The organism is Sphingobium lignivorans (genome assembly GCF_014203955.1).
Classification (GTDB): domain Bacteria; phylum Pseudomonadota; class Alphaproteobacteria; order Sphingomonadales; family Sphingomonadaceae; genus Sphingobium; species Sphingobium lignivorans.
Map to the genome: position 1 here is coordinate 2,677,377 of NZ_JACHKA010000001.1, position 12,233 is coordinate 2,689,609.

The window sequence follows — 12,233 nt, forward strand, 5'->3', positions numbered from 1 at the left end:
ATGGGGGACTGATGCGACTTTTACCGATGCTTGCCATGACCACCGCGCTCGTGGCCAACACACAGGCGCACGCCCAGACGGCGGACACCGCGGGGCTTGCGGACGACAGTGCCTTCACGCTGGGCCAGATCATCGTCACCGCGCCGCGGCCAGAGGGGATCGCGATCGGTCAGGCGACATTGTCGTCCGACGCGATCTACACCTTCAACCGCAACACGCTCGACGAAGCGGTCAACCTGATGCCCGGCGTGTCGTCGTCGAACAGTGGCGGCTCGCGCAACGAACGGCTGATCTTCGTGCGCGGCTTCGACCGGTTCCAGGTGCCGCTCTCGCTCGACGGCATCCGGGTCTACCTTCCCGCCGACAACCGGCTCGATTATGGCCGCTTCCTCACGCCCGACATCGCCGAGGTGCAGGTCGCCAAGGGCTACGCTTCGGTGCTCGACGGCCCCGGTGCGATGGGCGGTGCGGTCAATCTGGTGACGCGCAAACCCACCAAGGAGATCGAGGCGGAGGTGCGCGGCACGCTCAACCTCGATCGCGACGCCGACTATGCCGGCTACAACGTCTTCGCGCTGCTTGGGACCAGGCAGGATAGATGGTATGCGCAGGGCTCTTACACGCGCAACTTCCAGGACCATTGGGATCTCGCGGGCGGCTACACGCCCACGCCCGGATCGGCGGAGGATGGCGGAGCGCGCGACTTCTCGCGCACCCGCGACTGGCGGGTGAACGCCAAGTTCGGGCTCACGCCCAATGAAACGGACGAATACTCGATCAGCTACACGCGGCAGGAAGGCGCCAAGAACGCGCCGCTCCATGTAACCGATGGCGTTGCGACCCAGCGCAACTGGAGCTGGCCCTATTGGAACATCGAGAGCATTTACTTCCTGTCGACCACGGCGCTAGGCGAGCGGGCGACGTTGAAAACGCGCGCCTACATCAACAGCTTCGACAATCTGCTGCGCTCGTTCGACAACCGCACCCAAACCACGCAGACACTGGGCCGCGCCTTCAACAGCTACTATGCCGACAAGACCTGGGGCGGCTCCGCCCAGCTCGACGTCGAGCTGACCGATGCCGATCGGTTGAGCCTTGCCGCGCACTATCGGCGCGACAAGCACGTCGAATGGCAGCAGAGCTTCCCGAGCGGCTTCACCGAACCGCGCCAGACCAATGTTGAAGACACCTACAGCATCGCCGCCGAGAATCGACTGGTATTGTCGCCCGCGCTGACGTTCATCGCCGGCGCGAGCTTCGACTGGCGCGATCTCCAGAAGGCTGAGGAATATGGCACGCCGCCCGGCGGCGGCGCCGCGCGGTTGTTCAGCTATCCGATCCGCAATGCGAGCGCGTTCAACGGTCAGGGCCAACTCGTGTGGACGCCTGATGCCAGCACCAGCCTCCACGCGAGCATCTCGTCGCGGGCACGCTTCCCGACGATCTTCGAGCGGTTCAGCACGCAGTTCGGCACTGCAGCATCCAATCCCGACCTCAAGGCGGAGCGAGCAACCAATTACGAAATCGGCGGGTCGCGCCAGTTCGGCCTGCTGCGGGTCGAAGGCGCTATCTTCTACAGCGACATTAGCGACGCGATCGTATCGGTGCGGCCGGCCGGCTTCCCGGCGAACACCAGCCAGCGGCAGAATCTTGGCAGCGCCGAATATTATGGGGCGGAACTGGCGCTAACCGCCCATGTGAGCTCCACCCTCGAGCTTGGCGCCAACTATACTTACACGCATCGCTCGTTCGACATCGGCACGCCCGCGCCCGGCACGATCGTTCCTGTCTTCCGGTTGACCGACGTGCCCACCCACAAGGGCTTCGTCTATGCATCCTGGTCCCCGGTGGCGGGGCTGACGGTCGTGCCAAACGTTGATATCGCATCGGACCGGACGACCCTGACCACCGCCTCGCCGCCGGTCTACTACCGCACCGGCAGCTATGTGCAGGCGAACCTGCGTATCGATTATGCGCTGCTTGACGGCGTTGAAATCGGTGTCGGCGCACGCAACCTGTTCGACGACAACTACACGCTGACGGATGGCTTCCCCGAGCCCGGCCGCAGCTTCTTCGCCAGCGTTCGGGCTCGATACTGATCGGTTCGACTGAAGGATCAAGCAGGTGCCTGCTGGGAGTGCATCCAGTCGGCCGCGGCTTGCGCCTTACTGGCGGCGGTGAAGATCGCCCGAGGCTCGTCCTTCAGGAGTTGGAGCCAGAAGGCGATGTAGGCGGCGTGGTCGGGTCGGGGTTCGTGCGCGATCCCGAGATCGGCGAGCAGGAATGATGCGGTGAGCTCGGCGGTCGCTTCCTCCATGGCAAGCGCGTGCCTGGTCCACTTGGCGCTGAAGTCCCGGTCGAGCCGGTGGGCTGCGCCACTGGCATGAGCCGCCTCGTGAATATGGGTGGCGTAGAAGCCGTGGGCATCGTGAAAGGCGCTGAAATCCGGCATGTGGATGCGGTCTTCGGCGATGTGATAATAGGCGCTGGCCGAGCCGTAGACGGTATCGATGCCGAGGGCGGCGATGAAGGCTTCGGCGGCGGCGAGGCGTTCGCTCTGGGGCAGGTCCGGCCCCGGTTCGGGCGCATAGCCATCGACCTGATCGGCGTTGAACAGGCTGAACGCCTTGGCGAAAAGCCGTCGATGGTCGTCATCGTCAACGGCTTCGTCGCCCTTCGCGCGAAACTCCTTCCAGAGGACGCCGAGGCTGGAGTGCTCACCCTTGCGGACCTGCGAGCCGAGCGCCTGCCACTGGCGATAGGTGCCCCAGACCCCGCTCGCATAGCCGCTGCCATAGGCGGCCGCCCAGAGCGAGACCGTATTTATGCCGCGATAGGGCTTGCCGCTGGCGACGTTGGTCGGGCGGGTGACGTCGGCGCCGGTGTGGTGCCAGGGCATGCGCCAGGTGCCGGTGCCGGCTTCGATGGCGTCGACAATCGCTTGCGTGACGCGAGCATAGACGTCTGAGCGTTGTGAGGCTGACATGATCTGTTCTCCGTTCTCGCGCCGGGGACCATCCCCGGCGGCGGAGGCCCGTTCGCGCCGGGCACAGGGGTGCTCGCGCACCCGTCAGGGCCGCAGCGAAGCGAAGGACGGCGAAGCCGTTGCGCGGGCGCGCCGACCGGCGCAGGACTCCGCCAACAGCCGGGGTGGTCTACGGCGCGGGAGGATCGATCCCGGCAATCACCACGCTCAGGCGATCCAGCTCGCGCTGGAGAGCCTGACGCTGGAGATCGGAGATGCGCCGTTCGCGTAAGTGCGCCTTGGCATCGGCCGCCGCGCGTTCCCAGGCCGGCCTATGGCGAGCGGTGATGCAGGCGTTGGGACAGCGGGTCGGTTCGCACAGGGCGGTGAGCGGCTGTGCCGGATCGGGGGTCGTCACGCGCTTGAGGCAGAGCGCGGTCGCGGGATCGAAGAAGCAATCCGCAAGCGGGCCGACATGGAAGGTGCGCGCGACGCTGGCGAGCATGACGCGCAGGCGGGCGCGATCGGCGATCATGGCGGGCAAAGGCCCTTGTCTGACGGCGGCATCGTCGAGCGTCCGCGCGATGCGCGGTCCCGCCGGTCCACCGAGCGATGCGCCGCCCTGACGCCGGTCGAAATAGTCCAGCAGGTCGTCAATCTGACCGAGCCGGCGCTGCGCCTCGACCTCAGCGCGAAACCCCGATGCGCTGGTCCCGGCATAGCCTTCGAACGCGGCGACCGAGGCGTGCTTGTACTGGATCATGCCGGCGATGGTGCCGAACGGACGGTTGGCGATGTGCCACGCGATGGTGCGCCGGAACTGCCTCGTCGTGATGCGCCATGGGTTGCCATCGGGACCGGGCGGGATGACCGGCTCATCGGGGCTGCCGAAGGCGGTGTTGAGGTGATCGCGGAAGGTGTTGAGCTGGCGCACCACCTCACTCGACAGATGCGTCTTGCTGACAGCGCGGGGACGAAGCACCGGCCAGAGCGTATCGCTGCCGCTGGCGCGCGCCGCTCCTGCCGACAGACGTTCGAGCACCGCGATCGCGTCTGCGACCGGTTCGATCGTCACCCAGCTCGCCGCCTCGCCCGCGGCGGCGCGGCGCTTGTAGATGGTCGATCGGATGCGATGCCGTTCGATCAGGCCGTCCTCGCTGCGCGCGATCGAGAGACATCCGCGCCGCATCGCCTGCACCTCGCAGTCGCGCATGCCGGTCAGATAGGCGCACACGATATAGGCGGCGGCCTGGAGCATCCGTTCCTCGTGTGCGAGAGTCTTCGCGTCGAAGCGCTCGCGCCATGGCCGACCGCTATCGGGATCGATCGAGATCGGCGTGTCCATGCCGCCGACCTCCACCCCCAGCTCGGCCGCCACTGCATCGATCAACCTCGCTTCGCCGCCGGTCAGCATGAGATGCGCTCCGGGCTCGGCCTGCGCGTCGATCCCGGCATGGAGATGCAGGAGATGGGCGTTGATCGGTGGGGTCACGTTGCCGGTGCCCGGATCGACGCGCAGCTTGCCGTTATGAGCGGTGGCCCAGATCGGTGCGCCGCGCCCCTCGCGGCGTCGGCGATCGAAATAGGCCTTCAGGCGGGTGCGGCGACGTTGCCGGCGATCAGCGTCTGGAAGGCCGGCATCGGCGGTGACAAGGCGGTCCCGGCGCGCTTCGAGCCGATCAAGCTCGCGGCGGGCTGCGAGAATATCGTCAGCGAAGACGGTGACGTAGCGCAACGACCAGGCGAGCAGCGCGGCGATGACCTCTTCGGGGAACCGCGGCGTGCGGTTCTCCCGGACATGCCGGTAGCCCGCGACGCGTGCCGGGGCCTGGCCGGCCCAAGGCTCGAATGCAAGGCCTCCGCCAGCGAGGTGGTCACGATAGTAATAGAGATCCGAAACCACTTCGAGGAGGTGGCCGACGATGACTGGCCGTCGGGCAGGATCGTCACGAAGATGACGGGCATAGGCATCGACCAATGCCTGATCGATACGGGAAACGTCGAGCCGTCCGAGCCGGTCACGAGCGAAGGCGAAGAACCGGCGGGCACGGTTGAATGCCTGGCGGATACAGGCGGGCGGTAACTTCGTCCGATAGCCGGGGAGATCGGCGTTGAGGCGGGCGTAGAGATAGGCGCGCATCGCCGCCTGCACATCGGCATGTTCGAGCACGTCGAAATGCACGGTGACGTGGCAGCGCCGGGCGTTCTCACGGAAGACGGCGGGACCGAGATCCCAGCTCGGATCGCCGACGCGCGACAGCTCCTCGCGGGCGTGGCCTGCCTTGAGCGGCGCGCTCGCCAGCACGGGGCGATCGTCGAAGGCGGGCGCCTGGGCATGGGCTGGCATGGTCATGCGCGTGCCTCCGGTGGCAGATAAAGCCGCTCGCTCTCCATCTGCCGGCGTCCATCGGCGATGACTGCATCGGCGAAGGCCGGCAGGACCTGGGCGGTGATGCGGGCATGGACGCGGCCGAACTTGGCCGTCCAGTCGGTCGGGGGCAGGCTCAGCCGCTGTTCTTCGACGAACGCGAGGAAGGCGAGGATCGCGGGGAGCTTGCGCACAGTGATGACGGCGTTGGGACAATCGAGGCAGCCCCAGAAGGGCTGCGCGCAGGGTGATCCAGCGTCGGCGAAGGGACTGCTATGGAAGCCCGCGCAGGCGGCGAGCCAGACATCCTGTTCGCCGTCGAGCAACGGACCCACGGTATCGGGCGGCATCAGCGGCGCGGCCTGATCGGGTGCTTCGCGCAGCGCCTGCTCGGCGGTGGGCGGCAGCACGGTCGGCGTGGCGGTGGCGACCGCTTCGCGAAAGGCGTCGGCGACGGCCTTCTCGTGCAGGGGTCGGAGCGATGGGAGATCGGCATAGTGCCGCGCCGCAACCTCGCGCGAGTGGCCCACCGCGAAGCGGGTCATATGCCCCTCGGTCTTGGTGTACCACAGCGCCTTGTGGGTCTTGCGGAGCCGGGAGAGCAGCAGGTGGAGCGGATTGCCGTCGTCATCGACAATAGCATGCTGTGCTATCCAGGCAGCGATCCGCTCCTTCGGATGAGCGATACCCGCCCGCAGGCCGCCAACGTTGTGATAAACCTAAAGACGCTCATCGGTCAGATGCTCGCGGGCGACCGATGTAGCCTCGATGATGCGACGGATCAGGCCGCCGGGAGTGCCGCTGCCGCCATCGCGCACCCGCATGCTCTTGTGCTCGGCGCCGCGGGCGCGGTGCTTGAGATAGTGTAGCTCCACCGTGCCGGCATGGGGGTTGGCGAGACAATCTGTGGTCAGCGCCTTCAGGCACTCGGGCTCGAGGCCGGTATCGAGCGTCAGCAGCACGAGCAGCGCCGGCAGATCGCGCGCAAGCAGGTGATGGCGGCCATGCAGATCGTCGATGAGCGTGCTGATCGGCAATCCGCGCCGCATGCGCATGAAATAGAGGCTCTTCAGCGCCGGATGTTCTGCAACGATAAAGCCCTGCCGCGCGATGATGGCTTCGACGTCGGCCCGCGCTCTGGCGATGACCGGGTCGCCCTCATCGGTGCGGTCGTCGGCACCGAGACGGCGGAACATCGCTTCGACGTCGGTCCTCGCGGCGTCACGCAACGCGCGGGCGACGAAGGGGCTATAAGCATCGCGCGGGGTCGAGCGGCCCGCCGACGTGGCCAGTGTGTAGCGCAGCCGCTCATGCAGGTCAGGCGCGATCCGATCGGGCCGGTCTGCCTCGATCGCGCGCAATGTGTTGACGATCTTGCCGACCGTTATGTGCCGGTGGATCGCGCCCATACCGCGGCGGTCGAGCGCGGAGGCGAACCCATCGATATGGGCTGCGCGCAGGTCGCCGACGCCAGCCACGTTCAGCGCTTCGTCGCCAAGCCAGGCGAAGAACAGGCGGTAGGCATTTACATACTGCTTGATGACGCTCGCCGCACCGATCGGTCCTCCGAGCGCGGCCGACCGACGCAGCGCGCCGGCGAAGGCGATGGCGAGCGGACGAGGATCGAGTGCGGCCATATCGACCAGGACCGTCCCGCCATGCCGCGCCTCGATGGTGAACTTGAGGCCGAGCACGGGATCAGGCTGCACGGGCTCCGGCGTGATCGGCACGAAGGCGACGGGCCGGCCCTTGCGGGGACGACCGCTCATGCGCCCTGCGGTCCCGGCAGCAGCGCGAGCAGCTCCTCGACCGCCGCATCCACTGTATCGGCGCGGGTCGCAATATGGTCGAGGTAGATATAGGTGGTGGTGAGGCTCGCGTGGCCGAGCAGGCGTTGCACCTGTTGCAGCGGGTCCCCGAGGATCAGCCGGTAGCTCTCCACCGGCCCCGCCGGCAATGCCGCTTCGCGCAGTCGCTGCTGGATCAGCAAGGCGAGCATATGGACTGCGAATGTGTGGCGAAGCTGGTGCGGGTTGATCGACAGCGGGAAGCCGTTCTCCGCGCACCGGTTGCAGGCACGGGTGAAGATCACCTCCCACGAGTTGGGCCGAACGGGCTGCCCTACCTCGGTCAGCCACAGCGCCGCCGGCTCGCGGGGCGGTCCATCCTCGTCGTACAGGATCAGGCGGCATCGTTCCTCCGGGGTGCAGATATCGCGCATGCGGTCGAGACCGGCGCGGGTGACAGGGATCGGTCGTTCGAGCTTGGTCGCGCCGTCTCGCGCGGCGAACTTGGCCACGCCCGCTGCGCGCTCGACGGCGACGTAAGCGGCAATCTGACGAAGCAGCCGACGCGGGAGCAGGACGCTGCGTCCCCGGTCGCCCTTGGTCAGCGGTGGCGGGAGAGGCAACCAAAGTTGTTGGGCATCGCCGTCCTCGCGGTCGATCGCCGCGAGCTCGGCGGCGAGCAGCCCCGACGCCTCTTCGAGGCGCAGGCCGGTGGTGACGAGAAGATCGGCAAACAGCGCGTTGCGCTGCCCGTTCCGGTCGCGCGCGCCGGGGCGCTCGGTGCCGTCAGGGGTAAGGCCGCGCAGGCCGACCTCGCGGAAAATACGGTAGTCGTCCATCGTGACGAACCGCACATCCGATCGCCTGGCAACACGTTCATAGGCGTCATTGCGCGCCGCGATCATGCCGCGACGGCCACCATGCGCCGGTCGCCACACGGCGCGGCGGCTGAACGGCGCGTCGGTGATCAGCCCGTGCTGCTCACCCCATCGGTAAAGGCGATCGAGACTGGCGACGGCGCGGTTCCAGCTTACGGCCGTTATCCGGTGATCGGCCTCGTCGCGGCGTCGCTCACGATGATAGGCGTCGACATCGTCGCGGGTCGCAGCCCACACGGTCTTGTCGCAGGCATCGAGAAAGCGAATCCAGACAACGACATCATAGGCATAGGCGCGAAGCGAGTGCCGCGAGCGGACGCCCGACAACGGCAGGTCGAGAAAGAAGCGATCCAGATCGGGATCATAGAGCGCGTCGCCGCGCAGGATCAGCGGCACATGCGCATCGAGGCCCCTGGCCTCGCGGCGCTCGCAAACAGTAATGATCGACACCGGCGCGAAGCCCTCCCCCCGGACCCCCCACCCGGAAGCTGACCTTCACACCGTTGCGCACTATGGCCCGGCAGCAATCAGGCTGGCCTCCGCCAGCTCTTGGGTCAGCGCTACGGCCAGCCTGATTACTGCCTACCGTGGGCGTCCATCGCCGACCTTACTGCAAAGTTGCGGGCGGCGCAGACTGTCCAGATAAGGCGACCAGTTCCTCGCGGGCATAGTCGTTCGATCCGAAGGCGCCGGTCAGGTTGCGATTGAGCCGCCTGGCGTGGCCGGTGGCATGGGTCAGTTCGTGCAGGCAGGTGCGGTAATAATTGATCTGCTCGAAGAATGCGGGCTGCGGGGGCACCTGTACGAAGTCATGGGCGGGCACATAGAAGGCGCGATCGCCGCCGATGCGGAAATCCACGCCGCTGGCCGCGATCACCTCTTCCGCAACCGGCACGATCGCGCGCGCGGGAAGCCGCACCGGATCAGGCATGAGACCGGGCCGCAGCCCCTCGCACTGTGCGATATTGAAGACAGTGAAGCGCCTGAGGAACGGGATCGCCCGGGCCTCGTCGCCGCGTTCCCGCGCGCGCTCGGCCTCGGCTTCAGGGACAAAGCGGTCCGCATAGACAACGGTGGTTCCGCGCTCGCCCTTGCGGACGGCACCGCCCGCTTGCGAAGCCTGACGGAAGGTGAGCCAGCCTTGCGAGGGCCAGCCCCGCTCGATGACCGCGCCCCACAGGATCAGGATATTGATGCCGGAATAAGCGCGGCGGGTCAGCGCGTTCATCGGCAGACCGGGAACGGGCGAACCGTCCCCGACCTTTCCCCACGGCTGTACCCAGGGGAAGCGGCCCGCCTCCAGTTCGGCGACGATGCGGGCGGTGACGGTCTGGTAGAGATCGGCGCGCGGCGAGGAACCCTGTTCGCGTTCCTGTTTCCCGGCTTTGCCCCGCACACGGGCGTTGGATTGGCGCATGACGTTTCCTCCTTCGCCACCCAAAAAGCGCTTGGCCTCCCCGGAAAGCGGGGGTGGGCGGCGAGATGCGGACGGAAAGGGCCGGCAGGCGACGGCGGCACCCGAAGGGGCGCAATGCAATGGAGCACCCGGCGCGAAGCGCAGGGTTGCAAGCCGGCGACCGCCGGCCCTAGCCGGGAGCGCTGCCCACTCCCGCGCCACCGGGAGAGGCTCCAGGCAACGCCGTCGCGCCGATGAGGCGCGGCGACTGCATTACGATCGTGACCGTCAGGCCGTGACCTGCAGGGGCCCGGCGGAGGCCGGCGGCAACGCCCCGGCCGGAGTAGAGCGCGGTCGCGCGTATGGGCGAGGCGCTATCGACCTTTTGGCCACCGACAGTCGACGCTCTTTCCGGACCGCCAGGCGATCCCGAAACCGTTGACGAGGGCGAGTTCCATATCTTCCTTGCAGGGCTGATCGTCGATGACGATCAGCTTCGCGGGATTCCCCTTCGCGCGCTGATGAAAATCGAGAAGCTGCCCGATCGCGGCCCGAATAGCGAACCGGACCGTTGCCGGTTCCGTCGACGTGATCCCGGCCAGGACCAGACCTTGCGTTGCATCCCGAAAGCGCACATCGACGCGGTCGGGCCTGGCATGGACGCCTGTGTCGCCAGCCGCCTTAAGGAAAGTCTCGAAATCTCGTTGCAGCAGACGATGCCAGGGCGAGATAACCAGCTCATATTCCTGCATATAGCGAACCATCGGGCCGGTGGCGGTCGATGCCGGGCGGCGACCTCCGTTCTTCGGCGGCCGCGCGCCCTGAACGCTTTTGTCGCGGACGGGATCGAAATCAGGCGTGGACAGCCAGGCAATCACGGCGTGATCCGGTGAGAGCGCGCGCTGAACAATCGACAGCGCCTGATCGGGCGGGATACACGACTGTGCCGACTATGGCATGGAGGTGGCCGCCCTGTTCGATACGGTGTGTGAGGGTCATTTCGGCCCGGCATCAAAAGGACAGGAGCAGACCGGACCTGAGCGCGGGCTATCGTCCTGGCGCGCCCGCAGCGCGCTAAGGCAGGAGCAGATGCCGATATTCACCGCTGGCCATCCGCCGCGCTTCGGCCACACGACGACGCACGCGGGAAAGGAGAAAGTCCGAGCGGCCACCCCATTCCTCGCGAACACGCTCAATGCCGAAAAGCGCAATGGCCACATCCCGATAGGAAGCGCCGTCCGCCAGTGCGTCGGAGACGCGCAGGGCTTCCAGCCGCTGTGCCATCCGGGGGAGACGTGGAAAGAGAGAAGGATCGAAGCCGTCGTCGCGTTGGAGAGCGAGTAACTGGCGAAGTGCGCGAAGACGGGGCTCAAGGCCGGTAAAGCCGGACAGCTGATAGTGCAGCCTGACCTGCCTGGACGCGCATATTGAACCTTCGATCACATCGAGCCGGACACGGTGCCACCCATTCGACAGGGCAAGATATTCGCGGCCATCGTCGTCGCGGGCAAGGGTTGCCTGATGGCCGAGCCGGGTCAGATCAAGCGCTTCGGGGTCGTCAGGGGCAGTCGGCTCGGCGCGCACCCGCAGCACGTGCGGGTCAAAAGCGGCACGCCAGAGCAGCCGTGCGGCGGGCGCCGGACGATCTGGACATTCCGCGAAAGTGGAGGCCCCACGGCCGTGCCGACGCATCTGCCTGCAAAGGAAATACCTGCGTTCCGGGGGCCGAAGTCCCTCCAAAACCGTGCCAGGACGCCACATAGCCCGGATCGCGGCGCAACCATTCCCAGGCGAGGCCGGCACGATCGATGCCCTCCAGCGCGCAATAAGGCGCGCCGGAGCGCCAGTCAGGGCGATGATCAGCCCCGCGCTCCGCCGGCATGAAAGGAACAGCCGTACCGGGAACGAAAGCAAATATATTTGCACAGTCGCAACGGGCTACATAGCATTCCGCACTTGCCGAACGATCTGCCGCGCCGACTGAGAATCGGTGTCTGCAGACTCTTGAATGCTGTCACGGGAGCATCGCAGCCTGGGGCGTCTCCCGCATCGATGTGGCGCATGCTATGTTGCTGACCAGGATCGCCCGGGAGTTTGCAGATGCGGTGGATGAGGCGCAGACGGCCGAGGCGCTGGCCACCATATTGCACGATGTGGCGCGCGAAATGGGGTTTCACTATTTCGCGCTGACCCACCATGTGGACGTTCCTCTCGCGCCGCAACCGGCAATCAGGCTGCACAATTATCCTGCAGCATGGGTCGACTATTTTGACGCGCACCATCTGGGACTGTCCGATCCCGTGCATCGGGCAAGCCAGCAGACCAACGTTGGCTTTTCCTGGTCGCGACTGGCCGGGATGATCGAACTGACGGCGCGCGACCGCGACATTCTCGAGCGCTCGCAGCGTGCCGGTATCGGCGAAGGGTTTACGGTGCCGGCGCATGTACCCGGCGAATCCGCGGGCTCCTGTTCTTTCGCCGTTGCAGCGGGGCAGCCATTGCGGGAAGAACGGCTCCCGCTCATCCAGCTTGTCGGGGCGATCGCATTCGAAGGCGCGCGCAGGGTCTCGGCCCTGCGCATGCCGGCACCCGCCCGGCCGCGGCTGACCGACCGGCAGCGGGACTGCGTCTACTGGGCCGCGCGCGGCAAATCCGACTGGGAGATCGCGAAGATACTTGGCATCAGTCATGAAACGGTGATCCAGCATCTCAAGCAGGCGCGCGAGCGCTATGGTGTCGGCAAGCGGGCGCAACTGACGGTGCATGCGCTGTTCGACGGAACGCTGACCTTCGTCGATGTGCTGCGGCGTTGATATCCCCATTTCTGGGGAATGGTCCT

The 12,233-nt window shown here is 66.6% G+C and carries 9 protein-coding genes and 1 pseudogene; 2 read left to right on the forward strand and 8 right to left on the reverse strand.

Annotated features, from left to right (window positions below):
• The first annotated feature begins 35 nt into the window (after positions 1-35).
• The gene (locus HNP60_RS12430; RefSeq protein WP_260394865.1) at positions 36-2,099 is read left to right on the forward strand and encodes a TonB-dependent receptor plug domain-containing protein; all 2,064 of its coding nucleotides are present in this window, start codon (positions 36-38) and stop codon (positions 2,097-2,099) included.
• 17 nt (positions 2,100-2,116) lie between these two features.
• On the opposite strand, the gene HNP60_RS12435 is transcribed toward HNP60_RS12430, so the two are convergent.
• The 8 genes and pseudogenes from HNP60_RS12435 to HNP60_RS20315 all read right to left on the reverse strand — a co-directional run bounded on the left by HNP60_RS12435 (position 2,117) and on the right by HNP60_RS20315 (position 11,276).
• The gene (locus HNP60_RS12435; protein ID WP_184154188.1) at positions 2,117-2,986 is read right to left on the reverse strand and encodes an ArdC family protein; all 870 of its coding nucleotides are present in this window, start codon (positions 2,984-2,986) and stop codon (positions 2,117-2,119) included.
• A 169-nt stretch (positions 2,987-3,155) separates the two neighbouring features.
• Positions 3,156-5,318, reverse strand: coding sequence for an integrase (locus HNP60_RS12440; RefSeq protein ID WP_184154191.1), 2,163 nt, complete (start codon positions 5,316-5,318; stop codon positions 3,156-3,158).
• Positions 5,315-7,102, reverse strand: a pseudogene (locus HNP60_RS12445) (hypothetical protein). The gene HNP60_RS12440 and the pseudogene HNP60_RS12445 overlap by 4 nt, the downstream one beginning before the upstream one ends.
• Positions 7,099-8,448: a site-specific integrase gene (locus HNP60_RS12450; RefSeq protein WP_184154193.1), complete on the reverse strand. Its 1,350-nt coding sequence runs from the start codon at positions 8,446-8,448 to the stop codon at positions 7,099-7,101. The pseudogene HNP60_RS12445 and the gene HNP60_RS12450 overlap by 4 nt, the downstream one beginning before the upstream one ends.
• A gap of 157 nt (positions 8,449-8,605) precedes the next feature.
• Positions 8,606-9,415, reverse strand: a complete 810-nt coding sequence (locus HNP60_RS12455) for an ArdC family protein (protein WP_221414701.1) — start codon at positions 9,413-9,415, stop codon at positions 8,606-8,608.
• A gap of 353 nt (positions 9,416-9,768) precedes the next feature.
• The gene (locus HNP60_RS12460) at positions 9,769-10,272 is read right to left on the reverse strand and encodes a hypothetical protein (protein ID WP_184154196.1); all 504 of its coding nucleotides are present in this window, start codon (positions 10,270-10,272) and stop codon (positions 9,769-9,771) included.
• A gap of 196 nt (positions 10,273-10,468) precedes the next feature.
• Positions 10,469-10,987: a DNA -binding domain-containing protein gene (locus tag HNP60_RS12465; RefSeq protein ID WP_184154200.1), complete on the reverse strand. Its 519-nt coding sequence runs from the start codon at positions 10,985-10,987 to the stop codon at positions 10,469-10,471.
• Positions 10,988-10,994: 7 nt separating this feature from the next.
• Positions 10,995-11,276 (reverse strand): transcriptional regulator domain-containing protein, encoded by a 282-nt coding sequence (locus HNP60_RS20315; RefSeq protein ID WP_221414700.1) that lies wholly within the window; start codon positions 11,274-11,276, stop codon positions 10,995-10,997.
• 184 nt (positions 11,277-11,460) lie between these two features.
• Here HNP60_RS20315 and HNP60_RS12470 point away from each other — a divergent pair, with 184 nt between their 5' ends.
• Positions 11,461-12,207 carry a LuxR family transcriptional regulator gene (locus tag HNP60_RS12470; protein WP_014076944.1) on the forward strand — a complete coding sequence of 249 codons (747 nt, stop codon included), beginning with the start codon at positions 11,461-11,463 and terminating at the stop codon, positions 12,205-12,207.
• Positions 12,208-12,233 lie beyond the last annotated feature (26 nt).